Origin of the sequence: Flavobacterium sp. NRK F10 (assembly GCF_024054235.1) — a bacterium.
Lineage (GTDB): Bacteria > Bacteroidota > Bacteroidia > Flavobacteriales > Flavobacteriaceae > Flavobacterium > Flavobacterium sediminis.
The window spans coordinates 672,774-692,829 of sequence record NZ_JAMXLC010000001.1 but is presented as its reverse complement, the minus strand read 5'-3'; the positions used below and the strand labels follow the sequence as shown (position 1 = coordinate 692,829).

14 protein-coding genes are annotated in these 20,056 nt (G+C 35.9%); 10 read left to right on the top strand and 4 right to left on the bottom strand.

The features are described 5' to 3' along the window. Positions 1-11 precede the first annotated feature (11 nt). Positions 12-1,607 carry a peptide chain release factor 3 gene (locus NHF50_RS03255; RefSeq protein ID WP_252775046.1) on the bottom strand — a complete coding sequence of 532 codons (1,596 nt, stop codon included), beginning with the start codon at positions 1,605-1,607 and terminating at the stop codon, positions 12-14. A gap of 172 nt (positions 1,608-1,779) precedes the next feature. Between NHF50_RS03255 and NHF50_RS03250 the strand changes: the two genes are divergently transcribed. From NHF50_RS03250 to NHF50_RS03235, 4 genes are all read left to right on the top strand, one after another. Further along, on the top strand, positions 1,780-3,750 hold the full coding sequence (locus NHF50_RS03250) for a peptidylprolyl isomerase (RefSeq protein ID WP_252775045.1): 1,971 nt from the start codon (positions 1,780-1,782) through the stop codon (positions 3,748-3,750). Beyond that, entirely contained in the window at positions 3,751-4,599 is an 849-nt protein-coding gene (locus tag NHF50_RS03245) for a hypothetical protein (protein WP_252775044.1), read from the top strand. Beyond that, positions 4,583-5,932, top strand: coding sequence for a peptidylprolyl isomerase (locus NHF50_RS03240; protein WP_109568324.1), 1,350 nt, complete (start codon positions 4,583-4,585; stop codon positions 5,930-5,932). The genes NHF50_RS03245 and NHF50_RS03240 overlap by 17 nt, the downstream gene beginning before the upstream one ends. A gap of 108 nt (positions 5,933-6,040) precedes the next feature. Next, positions 6,041-6,994, top strand: coding sequence for a MoxR family ATPase (locus NHF50_RS03235; RefSeq protein WP_252775043.1), 954 nt, complete (start codon positions 6,041-6,043; stop codon positions 6,992-6,994). Here the strand turns inward: NHF50_RS03235 and NHF50_RS03230 are convergent. After that, on the bottom strand, positions 6,986-8,080 hold the full coding sequence (locus NHF50_RS03230) for a hypothetical protein (protein ID WP_252775042.1): 1,095 nt from the start codon (positions 8,078-8,080) through the stop codon (positions 6,986-6,988). The two genes, NHF50_RS03235 and NHF50_RS03230, sit on opposite strands and share 9 nt — an antisense overlap. Positions 8,081-8,153: 73 nt before the next feature. Between NHF50_RS03230 and NHF50_RS03225 the strand changes: the two genes are divergently transcribed. From NHF50_RS03225 to NHF50_RS03210, 4 genes are all read left to right on the top strand, one after another. Beyond that, entirely contained in the window at positions 8,154-9,272 is a 1,119-nt protein-coding gene (locus NHF50_RS03225) for an acyltransferase (RefSeq protein WP_252775041.1), read from the top strand. 240 nt (positions 9,273-9,512) lie between these two features. After that, entirely contained in the window at positions 9,513-12,302 is a 2,790-nt protein-coding gene (locus NHF50_RS03220) for a bifunctional aconitate hydratase 2/2-methylisocitrate dehydratase (RefSeq protein ID WP_252775040.1), read from the top strand. 108 nt (positions 12,303-12,410) lie between these two features. After that, positions 12,411-14,672, top strand: coding sequence for an aconitate hydratase (locus NHF50_RS03215; protein WP_109568319.1), 2,262 nt, complete (start codon positions 12,411-12,413; stop codon positions 14,670-14,672). A gap of 193 nt (positions 14,673-14,865) precedes the next feature. Beyond that, complete coding sequence (locus NHF50_RS03210) at positions 14,866-15,561, top strand: DUF4397 domain-containing protein (protein WP_252775039.1); 696 nt, start codon at positions 14,866-14,868, stop codon at positions 15,559-15,561. Positions 15,562-15,651: 90 nt separating this feature from the next. On the opposite strand, the gene NHF50_RS03205 is transcribed toward NHF50_RS03210, so the two are convergent. After that, the gene (locus tag NHF50_RS03205) at positions 15,652-17,100 is read right to left on the bottom strand and encodes a glyceraldehyde-3-phosphate dehydrogenase (protein ID WP_109568317.1); all 1,449 of its coding nucleotides are present in this window, start codon (positions 17,098-17,100) and stop codon (positions 15,652-15,654) included. Positions 17,101-17,225: 125 nt separating this feature from the next. Further along, on the bottom strand, positions 17,226-18,608 hold the full coding sequence (locus NHF50_RS03200) for a Do family serine endopeptidase (protein WP_252775038.1): 1,383 nt from the start codon (positions 18,606-18,608) through the stop codon (positions 17,226-17,228). A 130-nt stretch (positions 18,609-18,738) separates the two neighbouring features. On the opposite strand from NHF50_RS03200, the gene dapF reads away from it, so the two are divergent. Next, positions 18,739-19,521, top strand: a complete 783-nt coding sequence (gene dapF / locus NHF50_RS03195; protein ID WP_252775037.1) for a diaminopimelate epimerase — start codon at positions 18,739-18,741, stop codon at positions 19,519-19,521. Between the two features lie 3 nt (positions 19,522-19,524). Beyond that, a complete protein-coding gene (locus NHF50_RS03190) occupies positions 19,525-20,052 on the top strand; it encodes a GNAT family N-acetyltransferase (protein WP_252775036.1) in 528 nt (175 codons plus the stop codon). The last annotated feature ends 4 nt before the right edge of the window (positions 20,053-20,056 follow it).

The following is a 20,056-nucleotide window of genomic DNA, read 5'->3' as shown; positions in this document are numbered from 1 at the left end:
ACAAAAAAAAATTAATTCTGGTAAAAATCAGATGTAAAATAAAGTTTAACAGAAGGATATTTTTGTTGCGTCATCTGAATCGAAAATTCACTATCCGCTAAAAACACCAGTTGTCCGTGTTTATCGTGGCCTAAGAACTTTTGTTTCACTCTTTTAAATTCTGCAAATTCTTCACTTTTAGTGTCTTCAGGTTTTACCCAACATGCTTTATACGCCGGAAAATTTTCATAACTACACTTAGCACCATACTCATGTTCTAGACGATATTGGATAACTTCATACTGTAGAGCACCTACTGTACCGATAACCTTTCTCCCGTTCATTTCCAGTGTAAACAGCTGAGCTACTCCTTCATCCATCAATTGATCGATTCCCTTTTCTAATTGTTTTGATTTCATCGGATCAGCATTGTTAATATAACGGAAATGCTCCGGAGAAAAACTAGGGATTCCTTTAAAGTTCATAACTTCGCCTTCAGTAAGTGTGTCCCCGATTTTAAAGTTTCCGGTATCGTGTAAACCTACAATATCACCCGGATAAGAAACGTCTACAATTTCTTTCTTTTCTGCAAAAAAGGCATTCGGGCTGGCAAACTTTAAATTTTTGTTATGGCGAACATGCAGGTAAGGTTTGTTTCTTTCAAAAGTTCCCGAAACAATTTTAATGAATGCTAAACGATCTCGGTGCTTCGGATCCATATTAGCGTGGATCTTGAATACAAAACCGGAGAATTTTTCCTCATCTGCTTTTACTAAACGAGTATCCGATTCTTTAGGTCTGGGTTGTGGAGCAATCTCTATGAAACAATCTAAAAGCTCACGAACACCGAAATTATTCAGAGCCGAACCGAAAAAAACCGGTTGTAAATCACCTTTAAGATAAGCTTCTCTGTCAAAATCAGGGTAAATCTCAGTGACTAACTCTAATTCTTCGCGAAGTTTTTCAGCATGTTTCTCTCCTACGATCTTGTCCAGTTCCGGATTGTTTACATCGTCAAAGGCAATAGTTTCTTCTATGTCTTTACGACTGTCTCCGGTAAATAAATTGATGTTCTTCTCCCAGATATTGTAAATTCCTTTAAAGTCGTATCCCATACCTATAGGAAAACTCAAAGGCGTAACAGTAAGTTTTAATTTTTGTTCTACTTCGTCTAACAGGTCAAATGCGTCTTTTCCTTCTCGGTCTAATTTGTTGATGAAAACAATCATCGGGATATTACGCATTCTACAAACCTCTACTAATTTTTCGGTTTGTTCTTCAACCCCTTTAGCAACGTCGATCACTACAATTACACTGTCTACAGCAGTTAATGTTCTAAAGGTGTCTTCAGCAAAATCTTTGTGACCGGGAGTATCAAGAATATTGATCTTTTTATCCTTATAATTAAAAGCTAATACCGAAGTTGCAACCGAAATACCTCTCTGGCGCTCAATCTCCATAAAGTCGGAAGTCGCTCCTTTTTTTATTTTATTGCTCTTTACGGCTCCCGCTTCCTGAATAGCGCCACCAAATAACAATAACTTTTCGGTTAAGGTTGTTTTACCGGCATCGGGGTGCGATATAATACCGAAAGTTCTTCTTCTTGCAATTTCGTCTTTAAAACTCATTTTCTTTCTTTTAATTCGGGTGCAAAATTAACTCAATTAATTTAGAATTAAAATCTTCCGACAAAACAAATCTTTTAGGGTATAATTTTTTGTTAATGCAACTTATTATAGTTGGTTTATACAATTGAATTACTATTTTTGTTGGTCGCAATTCAAAAATATTACATAGAAAATGAAGAAAATTGCTTTTTTGCTTTTTGTAGTTTGTTTAAGTTCAGTGAGTTTCGGACAAAACAAACAAAAAGAAGTTCTGTTTACTATTGATAATCACCCTTATTATACAGATGAATTTATAAGGGTATATAACAAAAATCTGGATTTAGTAAAAGATGATTCACAAAAAGATTTAGACCATTATTTAGATTTGTTTGTCGGCTACAAACTTAAAGTTGAGAAAGCTAAAAAATTAGGGCTGCAAAATGATGCTAAATATACAAACGAATTAGGTTCGTATAGAAAACAATTAGCAAAGAACTATGTAAACGACAGCAAAGTAACCAATGCATTAATTGATGAAGCTTACGCCAGAACAAAAGAAGAAGTAAGAGCCTCACATATTTTAGTATTGGTTAGCGAAGGAGCTGAACCTAAAGACACTCTTAAAGCTTACCATAAAATGTTGGATCTGAAAAAGCGTATCGATGCAGGAGAAAACTTTGAAGCGGTAGCGCAAAAATTTTCAGAAGATCCGTCAGCAAAGGAGAATAAAGGCGATTTAGGTTATTTTTCAGCATTTAAAATGGTATATCCGTTTGAAAGTGCTGCGTATAATACTCCGGTAGGGAAAATTTCAAAGATTTTCAGAACACGTTTTGGTTACCATATTTTAAAAGTAACGGATAAGCGACTGAACAGAGGAGAAGTAACCGTTGAACACATCATGTTACTCAATCCGTCTGTGCCAAGTTCGGAAGCGAATACTGCGGTAAAGAAAGCGATAGATGACATTTATCAAAAGATAAAACAAGGTGAAAACTTCGAAGAATTAGCCAAACAATTTTCAGAAGATAAATCAACGGCTGCAAAAGGAGGTTTATTACAAAGATTCGGTTCAGGACAGTTAACATCACAAGAATTTGAAAATATAGCGTTCTCATTAACTGAAAAAGGACAAATATCAGAACCGTTTAAGTCAAAGTTCGGCTGGCATATTGTAAAATTAGTAGAACGCAATCCGGTGCCTCCGCTTGATGAAATAAAGTATGATCTGGAAAACAAAATCAAAAAAGACGATCGTTCATTATTGATCACTAATTCGCTGGCTAAGAAGTTGCGCGCAAAATATGATATAAAGCAAAATGCTAAATTATTGGCACAAATAAAGAATGCCGTAACAGAAGATTTTTACAGAGGAATCTGGGAATATCCTTCGGATAGTAAAAAATATAATGATGACCTGATCGTTATCAATAAAGATAGAAAAATTGAAGGTTCTGCTTTTCTAACGTATTTGCAGAGCCAACAAAAAGGGAATAGTAAAACCAGACCGCTCAATGCATTGGTTGATGAATTGTACCAAAAATGGGTAGACGATCAATTGATCATTTATTTTAATGACAATCTTGAAAACGAATTTCCTGAGTTCAGCTATGTGATGGATGAATATCGCGATGGTTTATTGCTGTTTGATCTGATGGAAAAAGAGATTTGGGAAAAAGCAAAAACCGATACATTAGGCTTAGAGAAATTTTACAATAGTCATGTAAAAGATTATATGTGGAAAACTCGATATAATGTTGATATTTATTCTTCTACAGAGGAAAAAGCGGCAAAAAAAGCACAGTCTTATTGTAAGAAAGGGAAATCAATAGAGTACATTAAAGAGAAATTAAATAAGGATGGAAAAGTAAACATCATGGTTAAATCGGGAGTTTTTGAAGAAGATTTTGATGTTTTGCAGGAATTGGCAATTAAAACAACCGGAGCCACAAAAATAGTACAAAAAGGAAGCTATTATTTTGTAGCAGATGTAAAAGAGATCAAAGCGGAAACACCGAAAACAATTAATGAATGCAAAGGGAAATTAACCAGTGACTATCAGCAATATCTGGAAAACAACTGGGTTACTGAACTGAAGAAAGAATTTGATGTAAAGATTGATAATACTGTTTTTGAAAAAGTAAAAGCACAAATCCGAAAATAAATGAAATACCTTGCTTCATTAGTTTTGCTGATCTCCGTTGTTTCTTGTGATTACTTCAAAAAGCCTCAGGCTCCTAAAGCTATTGCAAGAGTGGGAGAAGCTTATTTGTATGAAGAGGAAATTGAAAATTTAGTACCTAAAGGAACCTCAGACAAAGATAGCGTTGCAATTATCAGAGCGTTTGTCGATCGTTGGGCAACACAAAAGATACTTTTGAATGCGGCAGAGGTCAATTTGAGTGAAAGCCGACAAGAAGAGTTCAATCAGTTGATCGAACAATACAAAACAGATTTGTTTACCAATGCCTATTTGGAAGATATGGTCATTCGTAAAATAGATACCGTGGTAACGGAAGAGCAAATCGTAGCGTTTTATGATAAAAACAAACAATTGTTCAAGAATGCGAACGAATTAGTCAAGCTACGCTACATTAATTTAGTTAAAGAAAATCCAAAATTTGATAAAATTAAAGCAAAGTTTAGTTCCTTTACCACGCAAGATAAAAAAGAACTGAATGAAATGAGTATTCAGTTTAAAAGTTATGCTTTTAATGACTCAGTATGGGTGGATGTTAATCAGGTTTATGAAAAACTCCCTTTCATTAATGCTGACAACAAGGATCAATACATTGCCGACGGGATCAATTTTCAACATCCGGATTCCACGACGGTTTGGTTAGTGAAAGTGAAGCAGGTTATGCCGAAAGATTCACCAACCCCCTTGCAGTTTATTAAACCGACTATCAGACAGGTTATAATAAACAATAGAAAATTAGAATTAGTAAAAACATTAGAAAAAGAAATTACGGAAGATGCGATTAAAAATAAAGACTATGAAATTTACAAGTAGAGCGACAGCCTTATTCTTATTGTTTACTACAGTGTTGTTTGCTCAGCCTAAAAAGGAAAAAGTAGATGGTGTTATAGGGGTTGTAGGAGACTATGTTATTCTGGATTCTGATGTTGATTTAGAATTTATCGGACTGAAAGCTCAGGGTATTGATATCAAAAACATAAGTCGATGTGAACTTTTCGGAAAATTATTAGAAGATAAATTGTATGCTCACCAGGCCATTCAGGATAGTATTGTAGTAACGGATCAGGAAGTGAATGATTACATGAACCAACAGATCGATGCAATGGTAGAGCAAGTAGGTTCTTTAGAAAAAGTAGTGAGCTTCTACAAAAAGAAAGACGAAGAAGACTTCAGAAATTACTTTTTTGATATTATTAAAATGAACAAGCTTACTTCTCAGATGCAAAAGAAAATTGTAGACGAGATTGAGATTACACCGGAAGAAGTTCGTAACTTCTTTAAAGATATTCCTGAAGATGAAATCCCTGTTTTCGGAGCTGAAGTCGAAGTAGCACAAATTGTGAAAAAACCTAAGATATCCGAAGAAGAGAAGCAACGTACAATTGATAAATTAAAACAAATTCGTCAGGAAGTGTTAGACGGAGGAAGTTTTTTTACAAAAGCAGTGTTGTTTTCGCAAGATCCGGGTTCAAGTTCAAATGGGGGGTACTATAAAATGAATCGTAAAACCCCGTTTGTTAAAGAGTTTAAAGATGTAGCATTTAGTTTGGCAGAAGGGGAGATATCGGAACCTTTTGAAACAGAATTCGGATATCACATTATCATGATTGATAAGATCAGAGGACAGGAAGTAGAATTACGCCATATTTTAATTGCTCCGAAAGTAACGCCTGAAGCTTTACAGGAAGCTAAAGAAGAAATTGAGAAGATCAGAGCGAAAATAGAAAGCGGTGAAATTTCTTTTGCAGATGCAGCTAAAGCTACTTCAGATGAAAAAGAAACCCGTAACAACGGAGGTGTTTTGTTTAATCCTCGTACAATGGAATCTAAATTTGAATTGACTAAAATGGATCCGGCTTTGTATAACCAAATTGTAGATTTGAAAGTAGGGGAATTATCGCAGCCAATTTTAGATCAGGACGAACGTGGTAACAAATTCTATAAAATTGTAACCATCAATACGAAATTGCCTGAGCATAAAGCGGATTTTGCCAGTGATTATTTAAAAATTAAAGAATTGGCTTTACGCGACAAACAAATTAAAGCAATTGCTAAGTGGACCGAAGAAAAAATCGGAGAAACGTATATTAAAATTGATAAAGAATATCAGGATTGTGAGTTTACCAATAATTGGTTGAAAAAATAATTTTTGAAGAGATCCAAAGAAAAAGATATTTGTAGGATATATAGTATTAGGGTAAGTTCTATTTTTTTTGTTTCTTTATCCTGATTTTTAATACTAAAATATAAGAGTATGTCAGACGTAGCAGCGATTCAACAACTGGTTCAAAAACAACAAGACTTAAAAAATGAGATTGCGAAAGTGATTATCGGTCAGGAAGAAGTTGTTAACCAAATTGTATTGAGCATTTTTGCCGGAGGTCATGCTTTATTAATTGGTGTTCCGGGATTAGCAAAAACCTTGATGGTTAATACCATTTCTCAGGCTTTGGGATTGGATTTCAAACGAATTCAGTTTACACCTGATTTGATGCCTTCTGATATCTTGGGAAGTGAAATATTAGATGAGAATCGAAATTTTAAATTTATAAAAGGTCCGATTTTTTCCAATATTATTCTGGCAGACGAGATCAATCGTACACCTCCTAAAACTCAGGCAGCTCTGTTAGAAGCGATGCAAGAGCGAGCAGTTACGGTGGCAGGACATCATTATAAGCTGGATTTACCATATTTTGTATTGGCCACTCAAAACCCGATTGAGCAAGAAGGAACATATCCGCTTCCGGAAGCACAGCTCGACCGTTTTATGTTTGCTATTAAGTTAGAATATCCTTCTTTTCAGGAAGAAATACAGGTGGTAAAAGCTACTACAACTGATTTTAAACCGCAGGTAGAGTCATTATTTACGGCGCAGGAAATATTGGATTATCAAAATGTGATCCGGAAAATACCGGTGGCAGATAATGTAATAGAATATGCCGTTACTCTGGTTAGTAAAACCAGACCTGATAACGAATTAGCACCTGATTTTGTAAAAACCTATATCGACTGGGGTGCAGGTCCCAGAGCTTCTCAGAATTTGATTTTGGCTGCCAAAACACAAGCCGCATTAAACGGAAAGTTTTCACCGGATATTGAAGAAGTTCGATCTGTAGCAACAGGAATCTTACGTCATAGAATAGTGAAAAACTACAAAGCAGATGCGGAAGGTATATCGGAAGAGGACTTGATCAAAAAATTATTTTAGTTTTAATTTTTCATCCATTTCTTTGTCGTAGAAAAATAAGAACATACTGCCCATCATGTCTTGTAAGGTCATAGAAGTGTTATTGGTTTCCATGACTAATTCGTACTGATGATTTCCATACAGCCAAACGCCATCTATAGAGCTAAAAGGTTCTACTTTTAATAAGCCTGCTTTATCATTATAATTTTGTATCTGACTTTTGAAAATGTATTGTCGGGTAGTCGCATCATACAAACTGATAGAAGTTGCAAACGGATGCACGTGTATTGCCGAAAAATGCAGACGCAAACTGTCTTTTATTTGTAATTGTTCGTCAATAGAACTTCTGTAGGTTGCTTTCCCTTTAGGAATGATCCAATGTCCTGATAGCATATTGCCGTTGCGGTCAGTATAACAATGATTTTTAGTTTCCACCGGAATACATTGATTGCTTCCGGGAGTTAAAGGTGATTTAAAAGGGTCTTCTTTGTCAAAAGGCAACCGTATGAAAACCGTTTTACTCATCAAAGGCTTTTGAGTACCATCATATTTTTCATGTTCAACACTCACCAAGTGCTTTACTTTTTTAAAAATTTTAGGTTGGTTTAGATTTAAAGCTTGAGTAGTGATATAGAGATATTCATTTCCTTTCACAGGAATGCCATAACCGCTAGGAAAAATACAATCTTCAAAACCGCCGGAAAGAGAAGTGAGTCTCGGATATTGTTTTCCTATTCTGTCTTCCATGTTGAAATTAGAGTAATAATGAACATCATTAAGATCTACGTTCATGTGGCAGATGAAATCTTTTGAAACTTCTTTCAGGTTCTTTTCATCAACTGCTTTTATATTAAAACCGGTGATCCAAAGCAGTTCGTCTGAAGTGCTAAGCTGAATGTAGCGGGACGATTTTGGACCTTCCATTGATTTGTAAATGCCGTCAATTAAAAGAGTAGGCGAAAGCATGGTGTATCGTTGGTGAATATCTTTGACCTCCCAGTCACTATCAACTAAGTGAAGTTGGTGTAAAAGAGTTGTTTTTACGATTGCTTTATGACGGTTTGAAAGCATAAAATAGGTCAGGCTCCCAAAAAGAAAAGAAACCATAACACTAAACAGTAAGTATTTGTATATCTTTGGTCGTTTCAAAATTAAGAATATTGACACAAAAGTAACGGAAATGAATTTAGAAAAGCAAGTAAAGCAAAGAATTTTCGGATTAGATGTGGTAAGAGCCTTAGCAATAGCTCTTGTGGTTTTTTCGCATTTATATTATTTAACGGATAATCAAAGCTCTTTACTACTTTCTTTAAGCGGATTGGCAGGGTACTTGGGTGTAGAGATTTTTTTTGTATTAAGCGGATTTTTGATCGGGACAATCCTCTTGAAACAATTTTTAAAGGATCAGTTCTCGATCAGAGATGTTTTATATTTTTTAAAAAGGCGATGGTATCGTACATTACCTAATTATTATTTGGTTTTAGGAATAGTGTTGTTAATTGCTTTTTTTTCAGGATTTCAATTGAGCTGGAAAGTTTGGCGTTATTTTTTCTTTCTGCAGAATTTTGAGCAATATTCTATTACGATTTTTGTGGAATCATGGAGTTTGTCAGTGGAAGAATGGACCTATTTTTTAGTACCTGTGATGCTTTTTTTTGTAGCGTTTTTGGTAAAGAGTACTAAAAAAGTACTCTTCATAACAACGGTTTTTGTATTTATCGTTTTGTTTCATTTCTTTCGCTATATCCATTTTCTGAATGATAAGACGACCGACTTGAATGTTTGGGGAACAGCAATAAAATCAGTAGTTATCTATCGTGTTGATGCTATTTTATATGGGTTTGTAGTTGCTTGGGTTAACTATTTTTACACAAAAAAACTTAAACGATTACGGGTTTATTTTTTGATCGTAGCGCTGCATTTATTGTTTTTTCAGTATGTTGTTATGAATGTTTTAGGATTTAACCTGATTAAGACACCTTTGTATTATCAGGTGTTCTATTTTTCGTTGACATCGATAACGATTGCTATGCTACTGCCTTTTTTTGTGTTTTGGGAAAAAGAAGAAGGATTCATTGCTCGCGGAACAACATTTGTCAGTAAGATATCGTATAGCATTTACTTATTGCATTATTCCGTTGTTTTATACTTATTGAAAGATTTGTTCATGCAGCTTACGTATGAGATCCCTTCAGTTTTGAAAATAATTGTTTACCTGTTTAGTACACTTTTACTTTCGTACTTTTTATACCGTTTTTATGAAAAACCAATGATGGATTTGAGAAATGATAAATATTAAATTCTCATTTTTACACCCTCTATTTTAACGATTTAATAATTTTAAAAGCCTAAAATATCAATTTTGCAATAAAATATGATTTTGTTTAATTTTGATGAATAAAATTCATTAAAATGGAATAATTATAAATAATATTTCCCATATTTTAAGCTTTTGCTAAAAATTTTTAATTCTCGTGAAGATTTATTAAGTTTGTTCCAATTAAAAATAAACTAACATAAACATAACGTATTAATAAGTATGGATTCTGATATTCAAAAGAATGTTTACAACGATTACATCAAAGAGATTGAAGAACGTAAGACACAAGGTCTTCATCCAAAGCCTATTGATGGTGCAGAATTACTAAGTGAAATTATTGCACAAATAAAGGATTCAAACAGCCCAAATCGCGAAGATTCGCTTAAATTTTTTATCTATAATACATTACCGGGAACTACTCCGGCAGCTGGTGTTAAAGCTAAATTCTTAAAAGAGATCATCCTTAACGAATCAGTTGTAAGTGAAATTACACCTGCTTTTGCTTTTGAGTTATTGTCACACATGAAAGGTGGTCCTTCTATCGAAGTATTACTGGATTTAGCTTTAGGCAATGATGCAGCTATAGCAAAAGAAGCGGCAAATGTACTTAAAACACAAGTGTTCCTTTATGAGGCCGACACTAATCGTTTAAAAGAAGCTTACGAAGCGGGTAATGAAATCGCTAAAGAAATTTTAGAAAGTTACGCTAAAGCAGAATTTTTCACAAAACTACCTGAAGTACCGGAAGAAATTAAAGTGGTAACCTATGTTGCCGGTGAAGGAGATATCTCAACAGATTTACTTTCTCCGGGTAATCAGGCGCATTCGCGTTCTGACCGTGAACTACACGGGAAATGTATGATTACACCTGAAGCTCAAGAGGAGATCAAAGCTTTACAGGCGCAACATCCGGATAAATCGGTGATGTTAATTGCTGAAAAGGGAACAATGGGAGTTGGTTCTTCTCGTATGTCGGGTGTTAACAATGTAGCACTTTGGACAGGAAAACAAGCAAGCCCTTATGTTCCGTTCGTAAATATCGCTCCGATTGTGGGAGGTACAAACGGGATCTCTCCGATTTTCTTAACTACAGTAGATGTAACCGGTGGTATTGGTCTTGACCTTAAAAACTGGGTGAAAAAAGTAGATGAAAACGGAAATGTGGTTCGTAATGAAAACGACGAGCCGATTTTAGAAGAAATGTACTCTGTTGCTACAGGAACAGTTCTTACGATCAATACTAAAAAGAAAAAATTATACAACGGCGATCAAGAGTTGATTGATATCGCTAAGGCACTTACTCCGCAAAAAATGGAATTCATCAAAGCGGGAGGATCTTATGCTATTGTATTCGGTAAAAAATTACAAACATTTGCTGCAAAAACTTTAGGCGTTGAAGCTCCGGTTGTGTATGCCCCTTCAAAAGAAATCTCTAATGAAGGACAAGGTCTTACAGCGGTTGAAAAAATCTTCAACAGAAATGCTGTCGGAACGACTCCGGGAAAAGTGTTACACGCCGGATCAGATGTTCGTGTAGAAGTGAATATTGTAGGGTCTCAAGATACTACAGGTTTAATGACTGCTCAAGAGTTAGAATCTATGGCAGCTACAACTATTTCTCCTATTGTAGACGGAGCTTACCAATCTGGTTGTCACACAGCTTCCGTTTGGGATAGAAAAGCACAAACCAATATTCCGAAGTTGATGAAATTCATGAACGATTTCGGTTTAATTACAGCTCGTGACCCTAAAGGGGTATACCATTCAATGACTGACGTTATTCACAAAGTGTTGAATGATATTACTATTGACGAATGGGCGATTATCATCGGTGGTGACTCTCATACCCGTATGTCAAAAGGTGTTGCTTTCGGTGCCGATTCAGGAACTGTTGCACTTGCTTTAGCGACGGGTGAAGCTTCAATGCCGATTCCGGAATCTGTAAAAGTGACTTTCAAAGGGGATATGAAATCGTATATGGATTTCCGTGATGTAGTTCACGCTACTCAAGCGCAAATGCTACACCAATTCGGAGGTGAAAATGTATTCCAGGGAAGAGTAATTGAAGTTCACATCGGAACACTGACTGCTGACCAAGCGTTTACATTTACTGATTGGACTGCTGAAATGAAAGCGAAAGCCTCTATCTGTATTTCTGAAGATGCTACTTTGATCGAATCATTAGAAATTGCTAAAGGTAGAATCCAGATCATGATCGATAAAGGCATGGATAATGCTAAGCAAGTATTAAAAGGGTTAATTGAAAAAGCAGATAAAAGAATTGCTGAAATTAAAACAGCAACTAAACCTGCTTTAACTCCGGATGCAAATGCTAAATATTATGCTGAAGTAGTAGTTGATTTAGATCAAATTGCTGAACCAATGATTGCAGATCCGGATGTAAACAATGCAGATGTTTCAAAACGATATACTCACGATACTATCAGACCTTTATCGTATTACGGAGGAGAGAAAAAAGTAGATTTAGGATTTGTCGGTTCTTGTATGGTTCACAAAGGAGACATGAAGATTTTAGCTCAAATGCTTAAAAATATTGAAGTGCAACAAGGGAAAGTTGAATTCAAGGCACCTCTTGTTGTTGCACCGCCAACCTATAACATCGTTGATGAATTAAAAGCTGAAGGAGATTGGGAAGTATTGCAAAAATATTCAGGCTTTGAATTTGATGACAACGCACCAAAATCGACAGCACGTACTGAATACGAAAATATGTTGTATTTAGAACGCCCGGGTTGTAACCTTTGTATGGGTAACCAGGAAAAAGCAGCTAAAGGAGATACGGTAATGGCGACGTCTACACGTTTATTCCAAGGGAGAGTTGTAGAAGATTCTACTGAGAAAAAAGGAGAATCATTACTGTCTTCCACGCCGGTTGTGGTATTATCGACAATACTTGGTAGAACACCTACAATTGAGGAATACACAACGGCTGTGAGCGGTATTAATTTAACTAAATTCGCACCTTCGCACAGACAATTAGTTATGTAATTATTGATAAGTTAAGCCTGAGTTAAAACTCAGGCTTTTTTATTATAAATATTCATTTTTTTTGTAAATTGTATATCCTAAAAAAAACTAACAAAATATATTAAAATTATGGCTTTTGATATTGAAATGATTGAAAAAGTGTACGCTGGTATGGCTGAGCGTGTTGATAAAGCACGCGAATTGGTCGGGCGTCCGCTAACATTATCTGAAAAGATTTTATATTCTCACTTGTGGGAAGGTATGCCTAATCAGGCTTATACAAGAGGAAAAGATTATGTTGACTTTGCTCCGGATAGAGTAGCTTGTCAAGATGCAACTGCACAAATGGCTTTATTGCAATTCATGCATGCCGGAAAAAATAAAGTTGCCGTTCCTACTACAGTTCACTGTGACCACTTAATTCAGGCAAAAGTTGGAGCAGCAACGGATTTAAAAGTAGCTAGAACACAATCCAGTGAAGTTTTTGATTTCTTATCTTCAGTTTCTAATAAATACGGAATCGGTTTCTGGAAACCGGGTTCAGGTATCATCCACCAGATTGTATTGGAGAACTATGCATTTCCGGGAGGTATGATGATCGGTACCGATTCACATACAGTTAATGCCGGAGGTTTAGGTATGCTGGCTATTGGTGTAGGTGGAGCTGATGCGGTTGACGTAATGTCAGGAATGTCTTGGGAATTGAAATTTCCTAAATTGATCGGTGTAAAGTTAACAGGTAAATTAAACGGTTGGACAGCACCTAAAGACGTAATCTTAAAAGTCGCCGATATCTTAACAGTAAAAGGAGGAACGGGAGCGATCGTAGAATATTTCGGAGAAGGTGCACAATCGATGTCATGTACCGGTAAAGGTACTATCTGTAACATGGGAGCCGAGATCGGAGCGACTACTTCAACTTTCGGTTACGATGATTCAATGAGAAGATATTTAGCGGCTACAGGTCGTCAGGATGTAGTAGATGCTGCTGATAAGGTAGCTTCTTATTTAACGGCTGATGCGGAAGTATATGCTAATCCGGAACAATATTTTGACCAGTTGATCGAAATTAATTTGTCAGAATTGGAACCGCATATCAACGGACCTTTTACTCCGGACAGAGGTACACCGGTTTCTAAAATGAAAGAAGAAGCTGAGAAAAACGGATGGCCATTGAAAGTAGAATGGGGATTGATCGGTTCTTGTACAAACTCTTCTTATGAGGATATGACAAGAGCAGTGTCAATCGTAGAACAAGCGGTTGAGCACCATATTACACCGAAAGCGGAATTTGGTATCAACCCGGGATCAGAACAAATTCGTTTTACTATTGAAAGAGATGGTATTATTGAAACTTTTGAAAAATTAGGAACCAAAGTATTTACCAATGCTTGCGGACCTTGTATCGGGCAATGGGATAGAGAAGGAGCTGATAAAGAAGAGAAAAATACCATTGTTCACTCATTCAACCGTAACTTCTCGAAAAGAGCTGACGGTAACCCGAATACTCATGCCTTTGTGACCTCTCCGGAAATGGTTGCTGCTTTAGCAATTTCTGGACGTTTGGACTTTAACCCGATCACAGATACTTTGTTGAATGATAATGGAGAAGAAATCAAATTAAATCCTCCGAAAGGAATTGAGTTGCCAACAAAAGGTTTTGAGGTGGATGATCCGGGATTCCAAGCTCCGGCAGCCGATGGATCTTCAGTACAAGTTGTTGTTTCTCCTACATCTGATCGTTTGCAGTTATTAGAGCCTTTCCCGGCTTGGGATGGTAAAAACATCACAGGAGCTAAATTGTTGATCAAAGCTTTCGGTAAATGTACAACCGACCACATCTCTATGGCAGGTCCATGGTTACGTTACAGAGGACACTTAGATAATATTTCAAACAATATGTTGATTGGTGCAGTAAATGCATTTAATCAGGAAACGAATAAAGTTAAAAACGAGCTAACCGGAGCTTATGATGCAGTTCCGGCGGTAGCGAGAGCTTACAAAGCGGCCGGAGTTCCTACAATCGTTGTGGGAGATCATAATTATGGGGAAGGATCTTCACGTGAGCACGCTGCGATGGAACCTCGTCATTTAGGTGTTAAAGCGGTATTAGTAAAATCTTTTGCTCGTATCCATGAAACGAACCTGAAAAAACAAGGAATGTTAGCTTTAACATTTGCAAATGAAGCCGATTATGATAAAGTACAGGAAGATGATACAATCAACTTCTTAGACTTAACAGATTTTGCACCAGGTAAACCATTAACTTTAGAATTTGTGCATGCAGATGGTTCTAAAGATGTGATTTCGGCTAATCATTCTTATAATGAAGGTCAGATCGAATGGTTTAAAGCAGGTTCTGCCTTAAATTTAATTGCCGCAGGTAAATAATTTTTATTACCGTCGAATATTTAAAAACTCCTTCTTATTGAAGGAGTTTTTTTATTCCGGATTTTCATTGTTAGCAATTGTACTTTTTAAGTTTTGATTTGGGCAATTCATACTTTTCAGATAAAAAGAAGAATAAGGAAAAATTACATTTGGATTATAAAATAAATGTGTTTGAAATTTAAATAAAATTGCTATGAAAAGAATTATTTTGAAAAGTATGACTTTATTTTTTCTGGGGTTAACGTTAGTCTCTTGTGACAACAATGATGATGTATACTATTATTATATTGAAAACCCTGATGTGGCTCACGGTATTTTGGTAAATGCAAGTCCGAATAGCGGTGATCTCTATTTTCATGCTGATGAGAATCAGATCAATTCAGGGGCGATAAATTACGGAACGGCAGTGGGGTATTTTAATTTTTCTTTAGGAGAACGATTATTTTCACTGTTAAATACGTCCGGCGATACCTTAGCTTCAACAGAATTTGTAGTAGAGGATCATCAGGTCTTTGGTCTCTTTGCAGTTAATACATTTAATCAGATCGAGTTATTTGTCGATGTAGAAGAGAATGTTAATCCCAACTCGTCGCATGCTGCAGTTCGTTTTATTAATTTATCTCCGGATAGCCAGCCAATCACAGTTTCTGTAAGTTCGGGTAATGTAGTAACTGAACTGGGTTTTAAAGAAGTTTCGGGTTTTATAGAGTTTGAAGACGGAGAATACGATTTTACATTTTCAGATACTGCAACAGGGATCACACTGTTTTCCGATACATCAATGAATTTATACGGAAACCGTATCTATACAGTTTATACAAAAGGTTTTGTATCGCCTCCTTCCGGGAGCAACGATACTTTTTCAACGGAGTATTATTGGCACTATTAACCTTCAGTATTATTATTTTTTTTGTTTTTCACTAAAAAAATCCGGCCTTTAAGCCGGATTTTTAATCATAACCAATGTTCTATAAAGATATTAATAGTAAGTATATCTTCTAACTTTAGAGACATATTTGGCCAAACGAATTACCTGATGGCTGTATCCGTATTCGTTATCGTACCAAACATACATCACTACATTCTTACCGTCAGGGGCAACAATTGTAGCATTACTGTCAAAAATTGAAGGAGCCGAAGTCCCTACGATATCTGACGATACCAATTCGTTATTGAGTGAAAATTTAATTTGCTCAACCAGACTTCCTTCCAGAGCATATTTTCTCATAATATTATTCAGATCTTCTTTAGTAGTAGCCTTTTCTACTTCTAAATTTAACACAACCAGCGAACCGTTCGGAACAGGTACTCTGATAGCATTAGAAGTCAATTTACCGGTTAAGCTAGGCAATGCCTTTGCAACAGCACTTCCGGCACCGGTCTCGGTAATTACCATATTTAAAGCAGCAGCTCTACCGCGACGGTATTTTTTGTGCATATTGTCAACCAAGTTCTGGTCGTTCGTATAAGCATGGATAGTTTCTAAGTGACCTCTCACAACACCTAAAGTATCTTCTAAAGCAGCTAAAACCGGAGTAATAGCGTTAGTGGTACAAGAAGCTGCGGAATAAATTTTAACCTCGTCCGGATTGTATTCCAAATGGTTTACACCATAAACAATGTTAGGAACTCCTTTGCCGGGAGCAGTTAGTAAAACTTTGTCCACACCTTTTGATGTTAAATGGCGTTTCAAAGCTTCTTCTGTTGTAAAAGCACCGGTGTTATCAATTACTAAAGCATCGTCTATACCATATTGTGTATAATCAATGTCTTCCGGAGTATTAGCCGTAATAATATGAACGGTTGTGCCATTGATTGTTAAAGCATTGTTTTCAACATCGGCATGAACAGAGCCTTCAAAATCACCGTGAACGGAATCATGACGTAATAAAGAAGCCCTTTTCTCTAATAAAACAGCATCGGTTTTATCTCGGGTAACAATAGCTCTTAAACGCAATTGTTGACCTTTACCTATTTTACTCATCATTTCACGAGCCAGTAAACGTCCGATACGCCCGAAACCATAAAGAACCACATCTTTTGGTTTGATCTCAGAGTAATCTTTAGCGTCTTTTAATTTATCAATGACAAAAGCTTTGGCATCGTTGTATTTATCATCTTCTAAATGATATTCATAAGTCAATTTACCAATGTCAATTTTTGAAGGCGGTAAGTCAAGGCTTTCAATTGCACGGGCAATTTCCACAGAGTCAAAAACATTGATCGGTTTTTGAACAAATTCACCTGCATATTCATGCAAGTTAATAATATCGCTTACGTTACGGTCAATTAATTGGTTTCTGAAGAGTACCAATTCAATTGATTTGTCATACCATAAATCGCTTATTATTCTGATAAATTCTACACAAGCTTTTCTTCTGTCTGCTTGAAAAGCCAGCTCTTTTTCGTATAAAGCGTTATTGTTCATGTAAGTTAAGAATATGTGTTGTTTTTTTAATTCGGGGCAAAAATACTTATTTCAAACGTTTTCGTAAAATATTTTTGCATAAAAAAACCACGCTAAGGCGTGGTTGAAAATCAAATTAAAATCAATTAAAAGATAATTCGAACAATCTTTCCGTTTTTTGTGAGTATTTCATATCGGGAACGTTGTTTGTCTTTCCCATTTAAAAGTTTGGTGACGGTTTCAACATCTTTAGCTTTTACGTTATCCACACTCAGAATAATGCTTCCTTCTAATTCATTTGCATAATCAATGAGATCTTCATTAGTGATCTTTTTAATCTTAACACCATAATTGATACCGTATTCTTTTTTGTCGTTTGAACTGATATCTTCAAACTCAATTCCTTTAGCTTCGTAAGTGATTAATTCTTTTTTAGTCAGTGTCACAGGAATTGTTTTCTCTTTTTCGTCTCTGATGATGGTAACATTAACAACATCATTAGGTCGTTTGGTATTAATGTAGGAAGAAAGATCAGAAAAACCGTTGATTTTTTTAGTATCCAGTTTTACAATTACATCACCTTCTTTTAAACCTGCTTTCTCAGCACCGGATTTTTTAGTTATTTCGTTGATATAGAAACCTTGCGTTTCATTAATGCCAAAATGTTCGGCAACGGCACTGTTTAATTCAGATCCCTGAACTCCTAAAACACCTCTTTGTACATTACCGAACTGCATTAAATCTTCAATGATTTTACGGGTAATATTTGAAGGGACTGCAAACGAGTATCCGGCATAACTTCCGGTAGGAGAAGATATCATAGTGTTGATCCCGATTAGTTCTCCGTTAGTATTAACTAAAGCACCTCCGCTGTTTCCGGGATTAACGGCAGCATCGGTCTGAATAAATGACTGTAAACCCTCGTTGCTCAGATCTCTTGCTTTAGCAGAAACGATTCCTGCTGTAACGGTAGAGGTTAGGTTGTAGGGATTACCGACAGCTAAAACCCATTCACCTACTTTAATAGCATCAGAATCACCAAACACCATATAAGGTAATTTTTCATCGGCATCAATTTTCAAAAGGGCAATATCCATTTTAGAATCAGTGCCTACCAGTTTAGCTTTGTATGTCTTATTATTGTTAAGAGTAACCTCCAGATCCGTTGCATCCTGAACCACGTGATTATTAGTCGCTATATACCCGTCTTCAGAAATAACTACTCCGGAACCGGTTCCTATTTGCTCTTGTTGTTGGACACCTCCTTTGGAACCGTAGAAAAATTCCATAATGGGATTGTAAACTTTTCGAACACTTACGTTCTTAACGTGTACAACACTGTGTACGGCCATATCGGCAGCTGTCGTAAAATCTACATTTTCAGCTCCGAGACTAACATTTTTGGAATAATTCGGGCTAACAGTAGTTAATGAAGAATTTGATTTCGGCTCTAAAAATAATTTATAAGCACCAAGAGTAATAATTCCACTTAAAAGGGAAACAATAAAAAGACTTCCTATTTTTTTCATAACTTTCATTGTTTTAATTTCATAGTAAAGTTAAAGACAAAAATTTAACATAAAATCAGTTTAACGCTCGGTTAACAATGTTTAACATCTTATTAATATTCCTTACTTTTGCTATTCTATTTTGCAATTGATGAAACTTACATTTTATAAATACCAAGGAACGGGAAATGATTTTGTAATGGTAGATAACCGACAAGATATATTCCCCAAAAATGATACCAAACTGGTAGCGCAGTTATGTGACAGGAGGTTTGGAATAGGTGCAGACGGATTGATCTTGTTAGAGAACCATTCGGAATACAACTTCAAGATGGTTTATTATAATTCTGACGGAAATGAGAGTACCATGTGCGGTAATGGCGGTCGTTGTTTGGTGGCATTTGCAAAACAATTAGGAATTGTATCGGATAAAGCGGAATTTGAGGCAATTGACGGTTATCATTTTGCTTCTGTAAGTGCAGATGATATTGTGTCTCTCCAAATGATTGATGTAGATACAGTGAAAATAACGGATGAATATACTTTTTTGAATACGGGTTCTCCTCACCATGTAGAGTTTGTCAGTAATGTTAGAGATGTCGATGTAAAAAAAGAAGGGGCTGAGATTCGCTATTCAGATAGATACGGGAAGGCCGGGAGTAATATCAATTTTGTTTCACCTTTAGCGAATGGAAAATTTGCTGTACGGACTTATGAAAGAGGAGTAGAAGATGAAACCTTGTCTTGTGGTACCGGGGTAACAGCAGTTGCCATTGCGCTGTATTCTAATAAAAAAACAACTGCAAACGTAGTGAAGTTACAAGTTGAAGGAGGGGATCTGTCAGTAAGTTTTAAAGAAGAGAACGGCAAATTCCATGATGTCTTTTTAATAGGTCCGGCTAAGTTTGTTTTTAAAGGAGAAATTGAGATCTGATCTATGACTTTAAGAGGACAAAATATTTATTTACGAGCTTTAGAGCCTGAAGATTTGGAGTTTATTTACACCATAGAGAATGACGAATCTGTCTGGGAAGTAAGTCATACACAAACACCCTATAGCCGTTTTTTAATCCGACAGTATTTAGAAAATGCCCATCAGGATATATATGAAGCGAAACAGTTGCGCTTAGCCATTTGTAAAAGCAAGACTGCTGAAACAATAGGTTTAATAGACTTATTTGATTTTGATCCGCAAAACTCAAGAGCCGGGATCGGAATTTTAATTCATCAGGTTCAGGACAGACACAAAGGAGTGGGAGCTGAAGCATTACAGCTTTTGATGGATTATGCATTCACTCATTTGCAATTGCACCAGTTGTACGCAAATATAGCAGAAGATAATCAACCTAGTTTACAACTTTTTACTAAATTTGGTTTCCGAAAAATCGGAGTTAAAAAGCAGTGGAATAAGATAGGAAGTCAGTTTAAGGATGAAGTTTTGTTCCAAATTATTAATGATAAATGATAAA

Coding starts and splice junctions, on each gene's coding strand:
- NHF50_RS03235 (WP_252775043.1), top strand. CDS start 6,041: ATGTCAGACGTAGCAGCGATTCAACAACTGGTTCAAAAACAACAAGAC.
- NHF50_RS03255 (WP_252775046.1), bottom strand. CDS start 1,607: ATGAGTTTTAAAGACGAAATTGCAAGAAGAAGAACTTTCGGTATTATA.
- NHF50_RS03190 (WP_252775036.1), top strand. CDS start 19,525: ATGACTTTAAGAGGACAAAATATTTATTTACGAGCTTTAGAGCCTGAA.
- NHF50_RS03200 (WP_252775038.1), bottom strand. CDS start 18,608: ATGAAAAAAATAGGAAGTCTTTTTATTGTTTCCCTTTTAAGTGGAATT.
- NHF50_RS03245 (WP_252775044.1), top strand. CDS start 3,751: ATGAAATACCTTGCTTCATTAGTTTTGCTGATCTCCGTTGTTTCTTGT.
- NHF50_RS03250 (WP_252775045.1), top strand. CDS start 1,780: ATGAAGAAAATTGCTTTTTTGCTTTTTGTAGTTTGTTTAAGTTCAGTG.
- NHF50_RS03240 (WP_109568324.1), top strand. CDS start 4,583: ATGAAATTTACAAGTAGAGCGACAGCCTTATTCTTATTGTTTACTACA.
- NHF50_RS03225 (WP_252775041.1), top strand. CDS start 8,154: ATGAATTTAGAAAAGCAAGTAAAGCAAAGAATTTTCGGATTAGATGTG.
- NHF50_RS03205 (WP_109568317.1), bottom strand. CDS start 17,100: ATGAACAATAACGCTTTATACGAAAAAGAGCTGGCTTTTCAAGCAGAC.
- dapF (WP_252775037.1), top strand. CDS start 18,739: ATGAAACTTACATTTTATAAATACCAAGGAACGGGAAATGATTTTGTA.
- NHF50_RS03210 (WP_252775039.1), top strand. CDS start 14,866: ATGAAAAGAATTATTTTGAAAAGTATGACTTTATTTTTTCTGGGGTTA.
- NHF50_RS03215 (WP_109568319.1), top strand. CDS start 12,411: ATGGCTTTTGATATTGAAATGATTGAAAAAGTGTACGCTGGTATGGCT.
- NHF50_RS03230 (WP_252775042.1), bottom strand. CDS start 8,080: ATGGTTTCTTTTCTTTTTGGGAGCCTGACCTATTTTATGCTTTCAAAC.
- NHF50_RS03220 (WP_252775040.1), top strand. CDS start 9,513: ATGGATTCTGATATTCAAAAGAATGTTTACAACGATTACATCAAAGAG.